This is a genomic window from Paraflavitalea devenefica (assembly GCF_011759375.1).
GTDB lineage: Bacteria > Bacteroidota > Bacteroidia > Chitinophagales > Chitinophagaceae > Paraflavitalea > Paraflavitalea devenefica.
Genome location: NZ_JAARML010000001.1, coordinates 1,460,756 through 1,481,909, shown reverse-complemented (window position 1 = coordinate 1,481,909; position 21,154 = coordinate 1,460,756). Strand labels below are relative to the sequence as shown.

Annotated in this window: 12 protein-coding genes; 9 read left to right on the top strand and 3 right to left on the bottom strand. The window is 47.4% G+C overall.

Annotated features, from left to right (window positions below):
- The first annotated feature begins 154 nt into the window (after window positions 1-154).
- The 6 genes from HB364_RS05985 (at window position 155) to HB364_RS05960 (ending at window position 7,960) form a co-directional block, all read left to right on the top strand.
- A complete protein-coding gene (locus HB364_RS05985) occupies window positions 155-1,150 on the top strand; it encodes a phosphoribosylglycinamide formyltransferase (RefSeq protein ID WP_246228336.1) in 996 nt (331 codons plus the stop codon).
- 94 nt (window positions 1,151-1,244) lie between these two features.
- Window positions 1,245-1,979, top strand: coding sequence for a carboxypeptidase-like regulatory domain-containing protein (locus HB364_RS05980; RefSeq protein ID WP_167286957.1), 735 nt, complete (start codon window positions 1,245-1,247; stop codon window positions 1,977-1,979).
- 47 nt (window positions 1,980-2,026) lie between these two features.
- Window positions 2,027-3,322 carry a serine hydrolase domain-containing protein gene (locus HB364_RS05975; protein ID WP_167286956.1) on the top strand — a complete coding sequence of 432 codons (1,296 nt, stop codon included), beginning with the start codon at window positions 2,027-2,029 and terminating at the stop codon, window positions 3,320-3,322.
- 30 nt (window positions 3,323-3,352) lie between these two features.
- The gene (locus HB364_RS05970) at window positions 3,353-4,873 is read left to right on the top strand and encodes a serine hydrolase (RefSeq protein WP_167286955.1); all 1,521 of its coding nucleotides are present in this window, start codon (window positions 3,353-3,355) and stop codon (window positions 4,871-4,873) included.
- Window positions 4,874-4,881: 8 nt separating this feature from the next.
- Complete coding sequence (locus HB364_RS05965; RefSeq protein WP_167286954.1) at window positions 4,882-5,427, top strand: hypothetical protein; 546 nt, start codon at window positions 4,882-4,884, stop codon at window positions 5,425-5,427.
- A gap of 343 nt (window positions 5,428-5,770) precedes the next feature.
- The gene (locus HB364_RS05960) at window positions 5,771-7,960 is read left to right on the top strand and encodes a penicillin acylase family protein (RefSeq protein WP_167286953.1); all 2,190 of its coding nucleotides are present in this window, start codon (window positions 5,771-5,773) and stop codon (window positions 7,958-7,960) included.
- A gap of 13 nt (window positions 7,961-7,973) precedes the next feature.
- On the opposite strand, the gene HB364_RS05955 is transcribed toward HB364_RS05960, so the two are convergent.
- Window positions 7,974-9,371 carry a S41 family peptidase gene (locus tag HB364_RS05955; protein WP_167286952.1) on the bottom strand — a complete coding sequence of 466 codons (1,398 nt, stop codon included), beginning with the start codon at window positions 9,369-9,371 and terminating at the stop codon, window positions 7,974-7,976.
- A 66-nt stretch (window positions 9,372-9,437) separates the two neighbouring features.
- A complete protein-coding gene (locus tag HB364_RS05950; RefSeq protein WP_167286951.1) occupies window positions 9,438-9,926 on the bottom strand; it encodes a GNAT family N-acetyltransferase in 489 nt (162 codons plus the stop codon).
- Between the two features lie 47 nt (window positions 9,927-9,973).
- Here HB364_RS05950 and HB364_RS05945 point away from each other — a divergent pair, with 47 nt between their 5' ends.
- From HB364_RS05945 to HB364_RS05935, 3 genes are all read left to right on the top strand, one after another.
- Window positions 9,974-11,191, top strand: coding sequence for a dipeptidase (locus tag HB364_RS05945; RefSeq protein WP_167286950.1), 1,218 nt, complete (start codon window positions 9,974-9,976; stop codon window positions 11,189-11,191).
- A gap of 9 nt (window positions 11,192-11,200) precedes the next feature.
- On the top strand, window positions 11,201-13,369 hold the full coding sequence (locus HB364_RS05940; RefSeq protein WP_167286949.1) for a penicillin acylase family protein: 2,169 nt from the start codon (window positions 11,201-11,203) through the stop codon (window positions 13,367-13,369).
- A gap of 161 nt (window positions 13,370-13,530) precedes the next feature.
- A complete protein-coding gene (locus HB364_RS05935; RefSeq protein WP_167286948.1) occupies window positions 13,531-15,105 on the top strand; it encodes an N-acyl-D-amino-acid deacylase family protein in 1,575 nt (524 codons plus the stop codon).
- Between the two features lie 138 nt (window positions 15,106-15,243).
- Here the strand turns inward: HB364_RS05935 and HB364_RS05930 are convergent, their stop codons facing one another.
- Window positions 15,244-21,096, bottom strand: a complete 5,853-nt coding sequence (locus HB364_RS05930) for a carboxypeptidase-like regulatory domain-containing protein (protein ID WP_167286947.1) — start codon at window positions 21,094-21,096, stop codon at window positions 15,244-15,246.
- Between the last annotated feature and the right edge of the window lie 58 nt (window positions 21,097-21,154).

Sequence of the window (21,154 nt, the reverse complement as noted above, 5' to 3'; positions counted from 1 at the left end):
ACTCCAGTGCGCTTTTCGGGGCATTCCCTGGCCATGTTCAACGCAGTCCCCTCCCATTCCCTGAGCAGTCCACTACCATTTTGAGCAGGCATCCCTCCAATTTATCTGCCTGTAACTGTTTTATCTGTGATCAAATTACTGCACTTTTGCGTGCATGTTCGAAAGGCTCCAACAGAAATGGAAGGTCAGCGGATGGCGGTTACTGCTTATCCTGGTGACTTTTGCGCTGGGTGGCAGCCTTTGCGGCTACCTGGGCCGCCAGCTATTGGGGCTGTTCAACATTGAATCAGCCGCCATACGCATACCTCTTTATATTATTCTCGTAACCATCCTGTGGCCATTCTGCGTCATCCTTATCAGTATTCCCCTGGGCCAGTTTATTTTTTTCCGGAACTACCTGAAGAAAATGGGCAGGCGAATGAGGGGGAAGAAGCCAGAATCCAGTATCCAGAAGCCAGAATCGTCCATACAAAATCCGAAATCTGAAACAAGTACAGTGATGCAGGAAGCAACCATTCATCAGTCCGTTACGCAGCCAGAACGCGAAACCCGAAACAACAAACCCGGAACCACGTCTATTGCCCTCTTTGCTTCCGGTGCAGGGTCCAATGCGCAGCAGATCATTGACTATTTCCGGGGCAGTACAACAGTGCGCATTGCACTCATCGTTTGCAATAAACCAGGCGCCGGCGTACTGGGCATTGCCCAAAAAGAGCATATTCCCGTGCTATTGATCGAAAAAGAAGCTTTTTTCCGGGGAAATGGTTACCTCGACGAGCTGAAAGCCGCCGGTATTGACTTTATTGTATTGGCAGGCTTCCTGTGGAAAGTGCCGTCTACCCTTACAGCGGCTTATCCCAACAGGATCGTGAATATCCATCCCGCCCTGCTGCCCCGTTACGGCGGCAAAGGCATGTATGGTATGCATGTGCATGAAGCCATCCTTGCAGCGGGTGAACAGGAAAGCGGTATTACCATCCATTACGTTGATAATGTATATGATAACGGCGATATTATTTTTCAGGCCACCTGCGCCATTGAACCGGGCGATACACCCGCCAGCCTGGCGCAAAAAGTGCATCAGCTTGAACATGCCCATTACCCCCGGATTATTGAACAGGTGATCGGGCATCTGCAAAATCAACGTTAAATTGGCCTTTGGCTCCGTCTATGTCGCAATCTTGCCGTAATATCACAACCTTAATTTTACCTATTTGTTCCGAACGGTACTGATTATATCATATATGTTGCTGCTGACAGCAGCCACCAGGACAGCCTTTGGCCAGGCCCCGGTCCGGATCAGCGGCCGGGTATTTGATATGTCACAATCCAACCCCATGCAGTCGGTAAGCGTGCAGACCAATTCCGGTGTAGGGACTGTTACTGATTCACTGGGCAGGTATACCATCGTTGTTCCCGAAACCGATTCCATCTGGTTTTCCTACCTCGGCAAGCCTACGCCCAAATATTCCGTCCAGAGCATTCGCAACATCCAGAACTTTGAAGTGGCGCTGCATGTGAACATTACGGAATTAAAACAGGTAATGGTAAAGCCCCGCAACTACAGGGCCGACTCTATCCAGAACAGGCTTGATTATGCCAAAGCATTCAATTTTGAAAAGCCGGGCGTCAGCACTTCACTCAATCCCAATGGAGGTGTTGGGCTTGATATTAATGAGTTCATTAACATGTTCCGCTTCCGGCGCAACCGTAGCATGATGGCCTTCCGGGAAAGGCTGGAACGGGAGGAAATAGACAAATACATTGATCACCGGTTTAGCCGTGCCCTGGTCATCAAGCTCACCAAACTAAAGGGTGCAGACCTGGATACCTTTATGGCCCGCTACCGCCCACCCTTATTCCTCGTACAAAATGCTACGGAATACGAATTCCAGTCGTACATCAAAAACTGCTACGAAAAATTCCACAAGCTGCAACTCATTATGGGGGAGTTGAAAAAGGAAGAAGAACAGGAATAGGCATTAGGCATTTATCCCTATCTTGAAGTTCTATTCAACTACCGCATATGAAAAAAATGGCATGGCTTATTGCCAGTTTCCTGATCACGGGCATTGTCCTGGCCCAAACCAAAATTACCCCGGTTGTCATTGCACCTACCCCCACCCCGTCAGCCACAGGTTTCTCCGCCGAACGGCTCCAACGCATTGATAAGGTATTACAGGAATATGTAGACAAAGGGCGTATGAATGGCGCTGTGGCGCTGATCATCCACAATGGCAAAATTGCCTATTATAAAAGTGTGGGATATGATAAGGACGTGAATACCCCGCTTAAAAAGGATGCTATTTTCCGCATTGCCTCCCAAACAAAAGCCATCACCAGCGTAGCTGTGATGATGCTGTATGAAGAAGGAAAGTTTATGCTGGACGATCCTATCTCCAACTATATCCCGGAGTTTAAGAAACCAACTGTCCTGGATAAATTCAATAAGGCCGACTCTACCTATACGACCGTTCCCGCCAAAAGGGAGATCACCATCCGCGACCTGCTCACCCATACATCGGGCATTGGGTATGCACAGATAGGTACACCGGAAGCCAATGCCATCTATGCCAAGGCGGGTGTAGTGGGCGGTATCGGCGTTAATAAAATAATACTGGCTGATAAGATGAAAATATTGGGCGGTCTGCCCCTGTTTCACCAGCCAGGTGAAAAATTTACCTATGGCCTTAATACAGATGTACTGGGTTACCTGGTGGAAGTGGTTTCCGGGATGAGCCTCGATGCCTTTTTTCATCAACGCATCTTTGAACCACTAGGCATGAAGGATACTTATTTCTACCTGCCCAAGGAAAAATACAACCGGCTGGCCATGTTGTACACAGAAGATACTGCTACCAGAAAGGTAGTACCGATGGCAGCGCGGATCGGTATCAACGGAGAGTTTTCCCGCGATTACCCCGCTACAGAAGGCACTTATTTTTCCGGTGGCGGCGGATTGAGCTCCACCATTTATGACTATGCCATCTTCCTGCAAATGTTGCTGAATGGCGGTGAATACAATGGCAAGCGCATCCTGAGCCGTAATTCCGTACGCATGATGACGATGAACCAGATAGGCGATATTGCCAGGGGGGCCAACAAATTCGGACTGGGCTTTGGCATTACCACGGAAAAAGGAAGTGCCGTGTTGCCCACCCAGGAAGGAACTTTTGAATGGGGCGGCATGTTTGCCACCACCTACTGGGTAGACCCCAAAGAAAAGCTGGTAGCCCTGCTGTACAGGAATGTATACCCCACCAGGTGGGGCAACCTCGCCAACCTGTACAAAGTACTCGTTTACCAGGCCATTAATGATTAACCTCTGCTTTTTCACGATAAAACCAACCTCATGAGAAATACCTGCTGTTTTCTGTTGCTATGCCTGCTTGGTATGGCAGTCCATGCACAGGACAACATTCCTTCTTTTATAAAGGACAGTCTGGATACGTATGTTGAAAGGGCCATGAAGGACTGGCAGATACCAGGTGTAGCTGTAGGTATTGTTAAAGACGGAAAAGTGGTGGTGATGAAAGGATATGGCGTACAGGAAGTGGGCACCAGCCATAAGGTGGATACCAATACCCTGTTCATGATCGGCTCCAATTCCAAGGCATTTACAGGAACAGCGCTGGCCATGCTGGAGGCAGACAAGAAATTATCGCTGGATGATCGTGTACAAAAATGGCTGCCCGATTTTAAGTTATATGATCCCTGGGTAGCTAAGGAGGTAAATATCAGGGACCTGCTTTGTCACCGTCTCGGCTTTGAAACTTTCCAGGGCGACTTTATGTATTTCGATTCTGACCTTACCTTAAAGGAGGTGCGGGAGAAGTTTGGCAAAGTAAAACCGCTGTACAGCTTCCGCAGTAAATGGGGCTATACCAATGCCGCTTTCATGACTGCCGGAGAGATCATTCCCAAAGTAACCGGTAAAACATGGGCCGAATTCCTGCAGGAAAGGATCTTCACGCCACTGGACATGAAAAATACCCTGGCCTTATCTAAAGACATCCTGAAAGCGTCCAATAAAGCGGCTGCTCATACTGTGGAAAGAGGCGAGCTGAAAAAGATCCGCTATGGCAATATTGATAATATGGCGCCGGCAGGCAGTATCAGTTCTTCTGTGAGCGATATGAGCCATTGGGTATTGATGCAACTGAATAATGGCAGGTACAATGATAAGCAGGTAGTGTCCACTGGCGCTATTGCCCAAACACGCCTGCCCCATTCTATTTTAGGTAATGGTGGCCATATGTACAATAAAGCACATTTTGCCTTGTATGGCCTGGGCTGGTTCCTGGAGGAATACAGCGGACGTAAGTTTGTAGGCCATACCGGTGGGGTGAATGGATTTGTTACCAGTGTGGCGCTGGTACCTGAAGAAAAACTGGGCATTATTGTATTGACCAATACCGATGCCAATAATTTCTACGAGGCCCTGCGCTATGAAATCATGGATGCCTATCTGGGATTGCCTTACCGCAACTACAGCAACGTGTACCTTGGCTTTAGCAAAAACCAGGAGAAGCAAGCTGCCGATTGGCTTCAGAAAAAACAAGATACCATTGCCACCCATCCTGCCACCACCTTACTCCTGAATGCTTATGCAGGCGACTATACCCATGAAGTATATGGTAAGATGAGTATTAAGCTGGAAAATGGCAAACTGTTAGCACGCTTTGAACATCATACAGGACGTTATGCTATCCTTGAACCATTGGGAGGCAACCGCTTTCTCGCTACCTTCAGCGAAGCTTTGTATGGTATTAAAGTATGGCCTTTTACTATTGACAAGGGTAAAGTGAAATCCGTGACGGTCACCATGGCCGACTTTGTGGAGTTTACACCCTATGAGTTTTATAAGAAATAACCAACTATATGGACCAACTTACACTGGGTATCGGTACCCGACTGCAGCATACCCACTTCGGGCCGGGCGTTATTGTAGGCGTGCGTTATGCCACCTACCTCATCTCTTTTATTAATCATGGATTAAAAGAGGTGGATAAGAATGATACCAACCTCGATGAGATCATCCCGGAAAATGTAACAGAAGAAATAGAAACCCATTCGGAGATAGAAAAATCATTACTGAAGATCCTGCGGTTATGGGGCGGCCTTTCTGAAACAGTTCCCCTGGGCGACCGCTGGCAAGGGGGTATGATGCTGTTGCAGCCGGCCGACAAAACACAAAAACCCAAAGAAGTTCCTATTGAAGCCTTCTTCCATAAGATCGTTATGCTGCGCGACAGGCTGCGGGTACTGGAGCAGCAGGTGAATGCCCATAAGCAACTGAGCGATGCAGACAAGGTAAATCTGCAACAATATATCACCCGTATCTACGGTTCACTGACCACCTTTAACGTGCTGTTTAAGAACAAAGAGCAATGGTTTGTGGGAGAAAAAGGAGCCAAAGAAGATTAAGCAGCGTAGTTTGATCAGCAGCTTTCCCTACTGCCGGTAATCGTTTACCCTTAATCCTATAAAACGCAACCCAAAATATTAGCCATACGCCATGACGCCATCCTATCTTTATGCTTTCATAGGATAAGGTTTAATGGTTAATGGTATTTGATTAGTGTGACCCCAACTTTCCAGTTGGGGTTTTTTATTGCTGCCCCAACAATATTTGCTGCTTTTTGCCTGTAAGCAGCCCGATTGCCTGCCTTTTTACTCCGTCAACAGGCGCACTACTGCACAAAACGCCGGTATTTCAAAGTACCGCATATCGTATCTTGTCTGCCCAAATCCCGTAAGAGATCATCACATGAAAAAGCTACTGTTTCTATGTTGCCTTCCCCTGCAATTGCTGGCACAATTCAGCAATGAAAACATCGCTATCTGGCAGCAACAGGCGCAGCGTATTACCATTATCCGCGATAACTGGGGCGTACCTCATATTTATGGTAAAAAGGATGCAGACTGTGCATTCGGCGTCATGTATGCGCAGTGTGAAGACAATTACCGCCAACTGGAAGAAACGTTTATCCCTGCGCTGGGCCGCGCAGCAGAACTGTATGGAGAGGGCCGTTTACAAAATGATGTATCTGTGGCCCTGTTTGAATGCGTAAAAAGGGCAAAGAATGACTATGCCAAAGCATCATCACTGGTAAAGGAGCTTTGCAACAGCGCCGCCGCAGGTATTAATTACTATTTATACAAACACCCTGACACCCTACGCCGGTTACTGCACTATTATGAGCCCTGGTTCTTTTTGTTGCCGGGAACGGACAACCCCTCCGGCCATGGTATTAGCAGTGCAGAAGTAAGAAGTTATAACAATACCATCCTTCCGCGCACAGAGGGAGAAGGGGAAGATAATGGTATAGAGGAACGGGAGAATGGCTCCAATACGATGGCAATAGCCCCTGCCAAATCGGCTAGTGGGTACAGCATGCTGTTGATCAATCCGCATGTGAATTTCTTTGGCAACGGACAACGCTATGAATGCCATCTGATCAGTGAGCAGGGGTTGAATGTTTCAGGCTTCGCCATCTTTGGTAATTTTTATATCTGGAGCGGCTTTAATGCTTACAGCGGATGGGCGCATACCAATTCCGGCGTAGACTTCACAGATGTTTACCTGGAGCGTTTTGATCATCCCACCGACGCCACGCAATACCGGTATGGCAATAGCTATCGCAGGGCCACTGTATGGTACGATACTGTTCATTACAAAACACCCACGGGCATGCAAAGCAAGGTAGTTCTGCTGCGCAAAACGCATCACGGTCCGGTAGTGGCAAAGCGGGACTCGTTGCTGGTAACCATTAAGAATGTAACAGGTGCCCAGTCAAGCTACATAGAACAGTGCTGGAAAATGTGCCGCTCAAAAAAGCTGAAACAATTCGTGGCCGCTATGAACAAGCGGGCATTGGGTTATCCCAATACGATGTACGCCGACAGATATGGTAACACGGCTTACTGGCATGGTAATGCAGTAGCCAAACGCTCTACCCAATTCAACTGGCGCTTTCCGGTAGACGGCAGTGATCCGGCTACTGAATGGAAGGGATTGCACCGCCTGAAAGATATTGCCCATGTTATCAACCCAGCTTCCGGATGGATACAGAACTGTAATTCCACGCCGTACCTGGCAGCAGGAGCAGTCAGTAGTCCCCAACAATCCGGTTACCCTGCCTATATGGCTTACGACAAACATATTTTCCGGGCAGTAGAAGCAGTACGGTTGTTATCGGCCCCTGAAAAGATCTCCTTTACTGATTTCGAAAAACTGGTGGTGAGCAATCACCTGCCCATGATGGCCGCGTGGCTGCCACAGATACTGCCCGCATATGATAGCCTGGCTGCTGTTTCACCGGCACTGAAAGAAAAGCTGAGCGCAGTAGCCGACACCTTGCGTCGCTGGAATTGCCGTTATGCATTGAACAGTAAGGCTACCAGCATTGCTGTAATGTGGTACCTGCAATATGATGGGTGGAACAGGAACCAGCCCCGGCAAACTGCAACAGATGATAATGCCACTGACCTGCAAGGCAATGAGTTGCCCATGCCGGGCACTGTAGCTGTTGACCTGCTGGGCAAGGCAACAGAGACATTGATCGCCAGGTTTGGTACTGCCTTTGTCAACTGGGGTGATATTAATCGCCTGCAAAGAGTAGAAGGATCGCCGGAGCGGTTTGATGACAATAAGCCCAGTTGGCCGGTGGCGGCAGTGCCCAGTCCATTGGGTTCCCTGTTTGCCTTTGGTAACGGACAAACCCGCGGGCAACAAAAGTTTTATGGCGCCCGTGGTAATACCTATACGTCTATTGTAGAATTTGGCCCACGCATCAGGGCCCGCTCCATTCTATATTTTGGCCAAAGCGCCAATCCGGCCTCGCCACATTATCTTGACCAGGCGCCTTTATATGTGGAAGGGAAGTTTAAGGATGCCTGGTTTTATAAAGAGGACATTGTGAAGCATGCCGAAAGGACCTATCACCCCGGTGAGTAAATAAACAGGGATGCTATTTCATTTTCGAACTTAGTAATTCAATAGCTTTTTCCAGTTGTGCATCCTTTTTCTTTATATAATCTTCTGCGGTGCGCTTTACTTCTATATCCGGCTTTACACCATATCCTACAAATTCCCTTCCGTCGGGGTAAGTATCCCGCTTGGTACAGATCCTGGCAGAGCCACCACCCGGCAAATAAAAGAATAATGGCTGTCCGGTACTACCATAAGTTCTTTCACCAATAGTAACAGCCCGTCCTTTAAGATCATCCAGCGCAATTAAAAAATCCTCTGCAGCAGAAGCCGTGCTGTTGCCGATCAGTACCACCAGGGGCACAGTGAGCTTGTTGCCGGCAACATCATTGTAGAAAGAAGAAGTATCGCCGCTATACCAGTATTTACCCCGGGAAATATCATACGATTTTTGCGTCCAGGCCTTATTGAAAGGATTTTGTTTCAACCTTTTTTCCAGTTCTTCATCCTTAATAAAACTCCCCCAGGCTTTGAATGCTGCAATGTGTTGCCGGGTACGCCAGGTAGAGCCATTTATATTTTTCTGACTGGTAAAGTATTTCAATATTTCTATTCCTGTACCTGTATTTCCCCCGCCATTATTGCGCAGGTCTATAATAACCGCTTTGGCTTCATATAGTTCCGGCAGGCGTTGCTTGAAATCATACACCACACTGTCAGTATCAAACGTGTTGAGCTGCAGATAAGCAATCCCCTGTGGCAGCTTTTCATAGCGGAAGCGCTTCCAGGGTGTATTGGGTAGCGGATAAGCCCAATTAATCCTTCTATTACGCTGGTGGGTAGTATGGTAAATGATTTTCCCGGCAGGCGTTTTTAGGGTAAAGCGGAATACAGTATTCGTATCAGCATCATTGAATAAAGAGCGCACAGCATCATTCCAGAGCTGGTGGGTAGCGGAGGCTGAGATACCGGGAATAATCTCCTTTTCAAGATAGGCGATCACCGGCATGTCATTCACTTTCATTACTTCAGATCCTAATGGAATAGTGAGCGAATCTGCTTTGGGAACATTGGTAACAATGACCTTCTCATCGAGCCAGGAGAAAGACAAAGGTCTGTACATTACTCCTTTCACCAGTTTAAAGCCAGGCACGTTCACATTGGTATGTCCGTCTTTTAATAAGGCACAAAACTGCTGCATTTTCCTGTAATAATCCCAGGTGTTTTTAGTAGCAAGTATCTTTGGTATGTAGGCCTGGTAGGCACTGTCCCAGTTAATATTGGCTTTGTCAAAATAAGCAAAGTTGTAAGCCGCTTCTTTCCAGAATAGCGATAATCCATAAAGCTTTTCTGTATCACTGATATTGGATACCGTGTCTATTTGCGCGGTGGTTCTGATTCCCAGCGACAGGAACAGGAGGAATAAAATTTTTCTCATATCCCAGAAGACATGCAAAGAATGGATTTGTTGCACTAAAAATCCCGGGGATGGTAATATTCTCTATTAGCCTACAGAAGAAACATCCAGCTTTTTCTCCATATATACCACCCCTGGTAATGGATTGTGGTAATAGGCATTGATCCGTTCAAAACCGAATTGTTCATACAGGCGGATAGCAGGCTGCAGCTTTTCCAGCGTATCCAGCCGCATAATCGTATAACTCTTTTCCCTGGCCATCTTCAGTAGTTCCAGCACCAGTTGTTTGCCAATGCCGTATTTACGAAAAGCCGGTTTTACATATAGCCGTTTCATTTCACAGGTAGCCTCTTCAGGCATGGGCGTAAGTGCAATGCAGCCTGCTACTTCCTGCTCCCAATAGGCCAGCAGCAATACACCTGCCGGCGGACCATATTTCTTGAGCGGATCTTTCAGCTCAGCCTCAAAACTTTGAAAGCAAAGATTTTCATCCAGCTCCTGTTCATAAGCACGAAATAAGGTGCGTATGATATCCAGTGCAGGACTTTCTTCTCCGATCGACACAATTTGCAGCATGTAATTGTAAAGTGTTGATTAAATTTAGTGCAGTTTATTATTATCACATGAAAAAATTACTACTGCTTGGTTTGATCATTGGGTATTGCGGTTATTTGCAGGCCCAATCCTGGAAAAAGCTACATTTTAAATCTATCCTTGTAGATACCCACAATGACGTACTAACTTCAACGATAGACGATAAGCTGTCTTTTGACCAGCAACTGAAAGGAAAAACACATTCCGACCTCAGCCGCTTTAAAGAAGGGGGCGTAGATGTGGAAATATTCTCTGTATGGAGCGATGGCTCTTACGGACCCGGCAAAGGATTTAAACGCGCCAACCAGCAGATTGATACGCTGTATGCAGTGATCCAACGTAACCCGGATAAAATAGCCTTGGTAACCACCCCTGCTGAACTCAGGAAAGTAGTAAAGCAGCAAAAACTGGCCGCCATGATCGGTGTGGAAGGCGGGCATATGATCGAAGACCGCCTCGATTACCTGGACAGCCTCTACCGGCGTGGGGTTCGTTATATGACCCTTACCTGGAATAATTCCACCTCCTGGGCCACCTCGGCCATGGATGAAACGCCTGGCTCCCGCCAGCAGTTTGGCGCTGACTCGGCCGCGCCCGATAATAAAGACAGGAAAAAAGGATTAACAGATCTCGGAAAACAGATCGTGCAACGCATGAATGAGCTGGGCATGATGGTAGACCTGAGCCACGTGGGCGAACAAACTTTCTGGGATGCCATTCATACCACCAGTAAGCCCGTACTGGTATCTCATAGCTGTGTATATAGCATTTGTCCTGTATTCCGTAACCTGAAAGATGACCAGATAAAAGCAGTTGCTAAAAACGGAGGTGTTATCCACCTCAACTTCTTCTCCGGTTTCCTGGATAGCGGATTTGTGGCCAGGAACCTCGCGTTCAATCAAAAACATAAAGCAGAGCGGGATTCCCTTCGCAAGACGGTAAGCGATCCCTATTTTGCCGACAACTACTTGTTCCAGAAATATGCTGATGAGGTAAAAAGCCTGCGCCCTCCCCTTTCCCTCCTGATTGACCATCTTGATTATATTGTCAGATTGGTAGGTGTAGATCATGTTGGCCTCGGTTCTGATTTCGATGGCATTAGTTCCGCGCCGCAACAACTGGATGACGTGACCAGCTTTCCGCTCATCACAGAAGAGTTGGTAAAGAGAGGGTATAGCAAAAAGTCCATCCGCAAAATACTGGGTGGAAATTTTATACGGGTATTCAAAGCCAATACCGTCAAATAGAAAACACGAATGAGAACGCTGCTATTTTTCCTGTTACTTTCCGGACAACTGGCTGCCCAAGATTTTTCCAAGGCAGCCATCAGCAGATGGGAGCAACAGGCAAAGAGGGTTACCATTATTCGCGATAATTGGGGTATTCCCCATATCTATGGCAAAACAGATGCTGATGCCGTATTCGGGTTGATGTATGCGCAATGCGAAGATGATTTTAAACGGGTGGAAAGTAATTACATTGATATCCTCGGGAGAACAGCCGAAGTGAGCGGCATTAATGGTATTTACAATGACCTGTATACCAAACTGGTCATTGATTCGGCAGGCGCTATTGCCGATTATGAAAAAAGCCCGGCCTGGCTTAAAAAATTACTATATGCTTATGCGGATGGCATTAACTATTACCTGTATAAAAATCCGCAGGTGAAACCGGCGCTCTTGCATCGCTTTGAACCCTGGTATCCACTGATGTGGACCGACGGTAGTATTGCTGCCATTAATACCGGTGGCTTAACAACCGGTGAGTTTAAAAGCTTTTATACCGGCGATCATGCAACCGTGGCCACCCTTGCCACTAATCCAGAAGAACTACCTACCGGCTCGAATGGCTTTGCCATTGCGCCAGCGAGGTCGGCCTCCGGCAATGCTTTATTGTATATCAATCCGCATGTTACTTTTTACTTCCGCCCCGAAGTGCACATGGTAAGTGAAGAAGGCCTGAACGCGTATGGCGCTGTAACCTGGGGGCAGTTCTTTGTATACCAGGGATTCAATGAACATTGCGGGTGGATGCATACGTCCGGCTATGCTGATGTGGCCGACCTGTATGCAGAACAGATCGTTAAACAGGGTAATGCTTTGTTTTATCGTTACGACGGCCAATTGCGACCGGTACAACAACAAACGTTCACACTGGCCTATAAGGATGGTAACACGATGAACAGTAAGAAGGTCACAACCTATGCTACCCATCACGGCCCCATCATGGCGAAACGCAACGGGCAATGGATCAGTGTACGGGCGGTGAACCGCCATATCAATGGATTGATACAGGCCTGGCAACGTACGAAGAGTACCAGCTTCGCCGCTTTTAAAAAGAACATGGAACTGCTGGCCAATGCTTCTAATAATACGGTGTATGCCGATGGCCAGGGCAATATTGCTTACTGGCATGGCAACTTTGTTCCCCGCCGGGATACCAGCTTTGACTGGTCGAAGCCGGTGGATGGAAGTATTAAGGCCACCGAATGGAAAGGCCTGCATGCCCTGGATGAAACGATCCATTTGTACAATCCGGCCAGCGGATGGATACAGAATTGTAATTCCACACCCTTCACGGCATCGGGCAGCAGCAGTCCGAAGAAAACCGATTACCCTTCCTATATGTCTACCGAACCGGAGAACTTCCGGGGTATTAATGCGGTGAGGGTATTGAGTAAGGAAAACGGTTTTACCCAGGACAAGCTGATTGCAGCGGGATATGATACTTACCTGGCCGCTTTTGAGGAGCTGGTACCCGCAGTTGTGAAAGCATTTACCACCCTTCCGGCATCAGACTCATTGCGTATTTTGCTGGCAGAACCAGTCGCCACGCTAAGCAAATGGGATTTGCGTTCTGCTGAAAATTCTATCGCCACTTCACTCGCTATTGAATGGGGACAAACATTACAAGGAACGATCAACCGGGTAGATGCACCCGGTTTTGTAGCCAAGGTATCGGTTTTTGCCAACAGCGCCACTCCTCAACAATTACTGGAGCCACTGGCTACCGCCGTGCGTAATCTCACCAGGCGTTATGGCACCTGGACTACGCCCTGGGGCACTATTAACCGCTACCAGCGCTTAACCGGACAATTGGAGGAAATCTATGATGATAACAAGCCCAGCCTTCCCTGTGGTCTGGCTGCTTCCACCTGGGGTTGTTTGCCTTCTTTTGTAAGCCGTGTAATGGAAGGCACCAGGAAACGCTATGGCTATAATGGCAACAGCTTTATCTGTGCGGTGGAATTTGGTAAAACCGTAAAAGCAAAATCCTTGCTGGCCGGGGGCAATAGCAGTGATCCCAACTCACCTCACTTTGGAGATCAGGCTGAAATGTACACCAAAGGGAAATTCAAGGAGGTGTTGTTTTATAAAGCCGATGTGCTGAAGCATGCGGAACGAACCTATCACCCCGGGGAATGACCTGCCATTCTTGTGTGATCCTTGTGTCAAACATGTGTGATCCATGTGTCAAAGGGGGTACTTCCCCAATGAAGCACACATGTTTGACACATGGATCACACATGGATTATGCATGGATTGGGGCATTTTCGCACTTTTCATGGTAAAAAAGTACAAGTCCAATGATAAAAAAGCTACTCCCCCTTATCTTTTTGATACCGGGCATCCTGGCAGCACAAAACAAAGCAGATATTCTTATCCTCAACGGAAAGGTGATTGACGGCACCGGTAATTCCTGGTACTATGGGGATATAGCTGTAAAGGAAGGAAAGATCATAGCTATTGGCAAGCTCACCAGTTATACTGCCCCCAAAGTGATTGACGCCAAAAAACTGATCGTGGCGCCGGGATTTATTGATGTACATGGCCATATTGAAAGCGGCATCTTTGATCAGCCTACTGCCGATAATTATATTTATGATGGGGTGACCACCGTGGTAACGGGTAATTGTGGCGGCTCTGCCGGTAATTTAAAGCGGTTCTTCTACCGCATTGATAGCTTACACCCTTCCATCAACGTAGCTTCTTTGATAGGTCATAATACGGTGCGGGAGCAGGTCATGAAGCGCGACAACCGCTTACCCACCCTAGCGGAACAACGTACAATGGACAGCCTGGTGGAGCAGGCTATGAAAGAAGGCGCCGTAGGATTATCTACCGGCCTTATTTATATTCCAGGCGCTTTTGCCAATACTGCCGAGGTGGTAAGCCTCGCCAAAGCCGCCGGCAGATACAATGGCATTTATGCTTCCCATATCCGCAATGAAGAGAACAACGCTGTAGAAGCGATCAATGAAGCCATACAGGTAGGCAAGGAAGCCAATGTGCCGGTACAGATCTCCCATTTTAAGATCGGCGGCAAAGGCAACTGGGGCAAAAGTCCTATTACCCTTGGCTTGGTTGAACAGGCCAGGAAAGAAGGCTGGGATGTGACCATTGATCAATACCCTTATACAGCCAGCAGCACCAACCTGGGTGTGCGTTTGCCCGAATGGGCATTGGCAGGTGGGCAGGATTCCATAAAAGCCAGGTTACGCAATCCTGCTATCAGGGCGCAGATCAAGAAAGAAATGCTGCAGCAGTTATATCGTTACAAATTCAAAAATTACAGCTATGCAGTAGTGGCCAATTATTCATCAGACAGCAGCTACAATGGGAAAAGCATTACAGCCATCAATAAGTTAATGGGGCGCAAATCAAAAGCCAGCTACGAGGCCGAAACCATTATGGACATGGTAGAGAAAGGCGGAGCGCAGATGGTATACCACAGCATGCATGAAGAAGATGTAAAGTATATCATGAAATATCCGTTCTGCATGGCAGGCGCCGATGCAGGGGTACCGGTACCTGGCAAAGGAATGCCGCATCCCCGCGGCTATGGCACCAATGCCCGGATACTGGGCCGTTATGTACGGGAGGCAAAAGTGATCTCTCTCGAAGAAGCCATCCGCCGCATGACATCACTAGCTGCACAAAAGTTCCAACTGAAAGACCGCGGCCTGCTGAAAGAAGGTATGGCGGCTGATATCGTGATCTTTGATGAAGCTACTGTCAGCGATAAAGCCACTTTTGAACAGCCACACCAATACTCCGTAGGCTTTCAATACATACTGGTCAATGGCAAACTGGTGGTGGAAGAAGGGAAACATACTAAAACGAGGAGTGGAGTGGCCCTGTACGGACCGGCCAGGAAATAAGGTTAACTGCTAATAGGCCCCAGGTATCTTGTCCTATGCTTGGCCTCCGGATGGTCTCTGGATTATCCCCGGAGAATACTTTCTATAAGTCCTCTATAGGTGCTCTTTAGGTCCTCTATAAGAGCTCTATAGCTTTTATTAATTTATGCTGATTTTCTTCATCCCCTCCCTGCCAAAGAATACCGAAAAATACATCATTTCGGCTTTGGCAGGATTGAGGTGGTAGCGGCCGGTATAGCGCGGCAATAAGAACACGCGGAAAGTATATTCACCTTTGGGCAGGCTGCTGCAAAACAGGCTTACTTTGTTTTTGAAATATTCACGGTGCACTTCATTATTACTCCAGGACTGGCTTTTGTCTTTATAGGAACAACCGGCCGGAATAGGAATTTCCACCATTACATAATCAGCATCTGCTTTTACCGTCACCTGCACTTTTAAAGTTACTGCTTCTCCGGCTTTCAGGATCGCTTTTTCCTGGCCATTCCGCTCAAAGGAAGATTGAACAATAAAATCACCGGCTACCTTTTGCGGGGCGGGATTCCAACTCTGCTGGTACGCTGTGAAATAAACCGGCATCCCGGCCTGTTTGGTAATGGTTAGCTTTTCTCCGCTGGTAAAAGTGTTGGAATAAGGGAATGTATTAACAACAGTCGACTGATTGCCGGCAATGGTAAAAGAGGCAGGCTGCACAGTGGCTTCATTGCTCAGCAGGTCGGGCAAAATGGTTTCCAGGATAAGGGCCGACTCATAGGTATTGCGCCATTTGCCATCCCTGCGTTTCTCGAGGAAATAATAACGGATCTTCTTCAGCAATTGTTCCTGGTTGCCGGCTCCCTTGAGCAGGTTGTACATGGCCAGGGTATTCTGGATGGAGTTATCAAAAAAATGATATCTTTCATCGCCCCAGTAAAGATTACCAAATAGGGTATTGTGCTGTTTGGTAATAAAAGTATCCAGCGCTATGGGTATGCCTACCTTTTGTTTTAACCTTAAGACATACAATTTTTCATAGAGGCTTCCATGATGTACATATTTATCCAGCGTGTCCAGGTATTTTTTGTAATCCACTTTGGAACCGAGCGCCTGTAATAAATGTACCGCGCATAGCTTTTCTGCAGGCCCGTACTGATCAAAATTGAATACGAGGTAATCAATAACGCCCTGCTTGTTGATATTAATGGGATACTTTTGCTGTTCGGCCATCAGCAAAGCTTCTGTTACATGCAGCGAGATCCAGAGCACAGGCGCGTTATTGTTCCACCAGCCCCAAAGGCCACCCTGCGATTTGCTTTGGTTGAGCCGGCTGATCAGTTCCCGGATATTTTTTTCTTCCTTGAAATCTTTTTTAAGGTATCCATATACTTTCTTTTTCAGCAACAATCCCTTTAGCTTGGAAGCCACCTGCTCATTGCACAGGTATTCATAATTACGCAGGGATTCTATCTCATCGAGCAATACCGGTAAAACGGAAGTTTCGGCATGAACGGTTATATTGCCCAGCGTCTTATCAGGTTCTATCGTGAACATGGTATCTTTTTCCAGGGCAGCAAAGAAGCCTTTGGTTTCCTGCACGCCCTGTTTAAACACCGGGATGCTTCTTTCTTCGCCATCAAAATAGCCATCTCCTTTTTGAATGGTGTATTTGAATTGGGCCGAATCCCGCTGCGGAACGATCACCACCTGGAAGCTGTCAATATGGGCATTGCGCAGGCCAATGGCCGATTCTTTCTGTACTGTGCCGTTTACACTGAATACCCTGTTCACCCTTATACTGTCCAGTCCATAATTCATGGTCTTACCGATCACCTGTATGGAGTCGCCGGCTACAGCAAACTGTGGCAAGGCAATAGCGCCGCTCAACGCCTTGAATGAACGGACACTGTTTTCAACAAAGCCGGTCCTTTTTTGACTACCCATAGCAATTACAAAACTGCGCCAGTTGGTAATATCATCCGGGTAAGTGACCATGAAAGATGTTTTCCCGTCTACACCGGTACGCAGGGTCGGTTGCCAGAAGGCTTCATCCCGGAAATTGGTACGCAAGGTATTACCCGGCGCCGGCGCTGCTTCTTCCTGTTCAGGGGAATTATTGGCGGTTGCATTCTTTTTGGTGGTAATCACGATCACCCCATTGGCGGCACGCGAGCCATAAATAGCGGTTGCCTCTGCAGATTTCAGTACGCTTATATTTTCCAGTAAGGCAGGGTCCATTTTAGTCCAGTCGCCGGAAAAAGGCAACCCATCCACCAGTACCAATGGCGGCGCACTATCTGCCTGAAGAGAACCCTGGCCACGGATCATAATACCGGGAGCTCTGCCTGCCACTGCATACATATCGTCTGTAGTAACAGAACTAACCGCACCTGTTATGTCCCTCTTCCTGGCAACACCATAGCCTACCACCACCACTTCCTGCAGCGCGTTTTCACTCTCTGACATCTTTATATCATAGCTGCTTTCTTCCGTTATTCTTTTTGATACAGCGTTAAACCCGACAAAGCCGGCCACAATGGTTCCATTTTCAGGAACATTCAACTGAAAATACCCCTGTGCATCTGTGGCAGTACCTACACTTGTGCCTTTTACGACTATAGAGACACCCGGCAAGGGTGTGCCGGTCCTTCGATCTGTAACATGGCCATAGATTGTTTTGGTAAACCGGGAAAGGTCAAGGTATTTGTTATTGAAAGTCTCTTTAATGCGGTCAAGGTCTTCGTTCTGGTAAGTGCTGCGCCAGCCCGATTCACGGTTGTTGATAACAGCCGACATGCGCATGCTGGTACTGTCTTTTGCACGGGGAATAATGATTCCCGGATCATAATAATTGATGCCATCTTTTTGAACGAGCACACTGTCCAGTATGAAATAAGCATCTTCCTTCAGCAGGAATAAGAGCCGGTACATACCGGGCTGAACATACCCCATATTCCGTGTACTGCCTTTATAGATGCGCGCAAAATCAGGATCATCATAACGGAACAGGAAAATGGATTTAATGAATACCAGGCGGTCCTGCACATCAACCGGTGAGCCGATCTGTAACCGGCCATTGCCCTGCTTATTGAGCGGTTGATTCCGGAACAGGTCTTCCGTAGCGTTGCGGTGATCCAGGAAATCCTGCCAAAGGCTGTCTACGTCAGCAGCAGTCAGTACAAAATCACTAAAGGCAGGGGTACGCGCCTCCCATGAAAGACGTTTGTTAAAAGTGTAATAGCCGTAAGGCAACTGTTTTTGTTTGATCAGTCCTTTGGTAATATTGAAAAGATAATGGCCTTCTGGTTGGAATGATTGGGTAAACCGCTCTTTAACCTGCAGGTTAGCGGTGGTGGGCGATACCGGTCCCGTCAGGAAAAAATTATTCCGGTAAAGCTGCCGGCCGGTAAGCAGGTTAAGCACGGTATGCCGGTTACCCTGCTCAACGATGGCCATCCTGTCGCTGAAATTATTCTCTACCAGGATCATGTATTTGCCCCACAGGTCCTTTTCAGCCGGGGAGAGCGTATCGGGCATTCTCTGCTGGCGGATGACCTTATTGGAAGTATCGGCATTAATAGCAATGAATGTTTTCATGCCTTCGGCAGCCCAGATACTGTCCAGGTGAATAAGCCGGTTATGGGTCCTGATCCGGAGGGCATGTTTGCCTGGCTTTACTGCAAAACTGTATTGCGACAGGTTTTGCGCCTGGCTGAAGAAATGGGGCACTTCATCAATGTACAGCAGGTGCACCGGCTGCAGTTCCCCTTTCAGCACTACAAAAGGAGCTATTTGCGTAATGCCATGGCTCACCGCTTCTGTATTGGTATAAATCGTGGCAGGATGGAGGAAGCGGTAATACTCTATGCTGTCCAGGCCCATTTCCCGGCTCCAGCGTTGCCAGTTTAACCGGATGCGGCCTTCCTCTTCTGCCGAAGATCCTAAATAGAACTGACTATACCTTTTACGGGGTTTATACATTTTACCCAAGTAAGGAATAGAGGGCAAAGAAACATGATTGAATTTACGGGTAAAAGCATAGGCAGTAACATCAGCATCCGGAACAGGCTTTCCTTCATTATCAGTTACAGCAATGTCTACCTTTACCTGCTGGCCCGGATATACTTCGGCAGGCTGGTTCACCCGTATGTTCAATAATTTGTCTTTGTAAGGAATGGCATAATTAGCCTCCTGGGGGTGATTCTCATAAATATATTGCAGGGATACGAAATAATTTTTCGGTGTACGCACACGATCAATAAACAACAAGCTATCGCCATAGCCACGATGAATAATTTTATTGCCGGCGAAAATCGTGTACCAGAAAGACAGGTGATGTGGATTGATCACCTGCACCATAACTGAATCACGCGTACGTAATGAGCGGCAACTGATAATCCCGGCCGCTTGTGATCTAAACTCTTTCCGGAGGCTGTCTGTTCTTACTTCATAATACCCGGCAAAGGGGTCAAGCCGGATGGAGGATGGGAGTTGCAAGGACTGTTGCCGTAAGGTGTCGTCTTTCCCATAAAAAACATAGAGTGTTGCCGGGGCAGATACCGGTTTGCCCGCTTCTGTCAGTGTAATATAAAGGCTGTCTTTTTGCTCGTCAAACTCTATGTGCCGGCGGTCATTGTAAAAATGTTGTTGCAGGGTTACCGTCTTCTCTTCGTTATTGCTGTTCAGGAAAGTACAGACTATCTGATATCCAAAAGAACCAGCAGGGAAAATGCTGTCGGGAATAAGGATCTTTGTTTCGCCAATACTTTCCAGTGTTTGCGTATGATTCCATAAGGTATCTGACAAAAACACCTTAGGAGCATAAAAACTATGCATCCCATAGGGCAAAGGCTTTACCAGCAATTCTACCCGCCCGTCCATAACGGCCATTTCGTTTTCATCGGTTGCTTTGCAATAAACAGCCACTTCATGGCCGCGGTTATGTTCTTTTTTATCACTACGGGCCGTAAAATTGATAGCCGCCAGTTCATACTCTTCATAATAGAATTTACCCCGCATCAATACCGAACGTTTCAGGGCATATTCATCCTCGTCCAGGTCTCCATCATATTCGTCCAGGTCATACCTACGACTGCTCTGCTCTTCGAGAGTAAGTAAATGGTCAGCATCAAGCGTAAGGTCCAGGCTGTCCTTTAATACAAAACTGTATTCATAGCCGCCGGGGCGGTAGGGTTGAATGGTCGTGAGGATACTGTCTGTGTCAAAATGGTTGTCTGTCAGCCGCAGCAGTAAGGGGCGGTTGACCGGTTTACCGGCTTTGGTAGCTACCCATGCTTTGAGCTTTACCGTATCGCCGGGCTTATACCTGGGTTTACTGAAGACCATAAAGCCGGTAAACTTCTTTTCATAAGCAGTAGAGCCGTGAAAATAATTCCGGTTACGATGGTAACGGAACCTGGGATTAAAGAGTTTGCGAACAGGTTGTACCACATAGCGAAGCGGAAATGAATAAGAGAGCTTGCGCCAGAAATTCACCGGTCGTTTGGTAAGTGGTAGAAAATGCAGGATTCCCTGGTGATTCACAGTAACGAGTGCTGCCCTTCTTTTTTTAGGTATGCGAAACACCTTGAATACATCGTCATACGGTACCTTCCTGTTGCCGGTAAATACCTGGGCATCCTTGATCAGTTGACCGTTTTTATTGTGCACCGCAATAAGCAGGTCGCGGTTATTATTGAGCAGTTTGATCTGCAGGTCGTCAATAGTCTGTAATGCTGCTGCCAGGCGGTTTCCTTTTGCCTGTACAAAAAGATAATTGCCGGGCTTTAGCGCAGGTGCTTTTTCTGTAGCAGTGACAAAAGAATCCACCCGTGTATGGAGATGTTTTTCCTGTAATTCATCCATGTCGGAGTGGTATAGCAGGCTGGTCTCTTTGGCATCAATGCGGTATATATAAGTATAAGCGCTACTCTGTCGGCTGCCAGACAGGTTATGTTGGGCCAGGGAAGCAAACGACCATAAGGAAAGCAATACGGGTAGCGCTATTCTTCTCATGCAGTTGGGGCATTTGAAGAAAGATGCGCGGGGTAAATAAATTGCATAAAGACGAAGT

Excerpts from the sequence above, each read along its gene's own strand:
- HB364_RS05955 (WP_167286952.1), bottom strand. The coding sequence starts at position 9,371 with ATGAGAAAAATTTTATTCCTCCTGTTCCTGTCGCTGGGAATCAGAACC.
- HB364_RS05930 (WP_167286947.1), bottom strand. The coding sequence starts at position 21,096 with ATGAGAAGAATAGCGCTACCCGTATTGCTTTCCTTATGGTCGTTTGCT.
- HB364_RS05965 (WP_167286954.1), top strand. The coding sequence starts at position 4,882 with ATGGACCAACTTACACTGGGTATCGGTACCCGACTGCAGCATACCCAC.
- HB364_RS05975 (WP_167286956.1), top strand. The coding sequence starts at position 2,027 with ATGAAAAAAATGGCATGGCTTATTGCCAGTTTCCTGATCACGGGCATT.
- HB364_RS05980 (WP_167286957.1), top strand. The coding sequence starts at position 1,245 with ATGTTGCTGCTGACAGCAGCCACCAGGACAGCCTTTGGCCAGGCCCCG.
- HB364_RS05940 (WP_167286949.1), top strand. The coding sequence starts at position 11,201 with ATGAGAACGCTGCTATTTTTCCTGTTACTTTCCGGACAACTGGCTGCC.
- HB364_RS05970 (WP_167286955.1), top strand. The coding sequence starts at position 3,353 with ATGAGAAATACCTGCTGTTTTCTGTTGCTATGCCTGCTTGGTATGGCA.
- HB364_RS05945 (WP_167286950.1), top strand. The coding sequence starts at position 9,974 with ATGAAAAAATTACTACTGCTTGGTTTGATCATTGGGTATTGCGGTTAT.
- HB364_RS05985 (WP_246228336.1), top strand. The coding sequence starts at position 155 with ATGTTCGAAAGGCTCCAACAGAAATGGAAGGTCAGCGGATGGCGGTTA.
- HB364_RS05960 (WP_167286953.1), top strand. The coding sequence starts at position 5,771 with ATGAAAAAGCTACTGTTTCTATGTTGCCTTCCCCTGCAATTGCTGGCA.
- HB364_RS05935 (WP_167286948.1), top strand. The coding sequence starts at position 13,531 with ATGATAAAAAAGCTACTCCCCCTTATCTTTTTGATACCGGGCATCCTG.
- HB364_RS05950 (WP_167286951.1), bottom strand. The coding sequence starts at position 9,926 with ATGCTGCAAATTGTGTCGATCGGAGAAGAAAGTCCTGCACTGGATATC.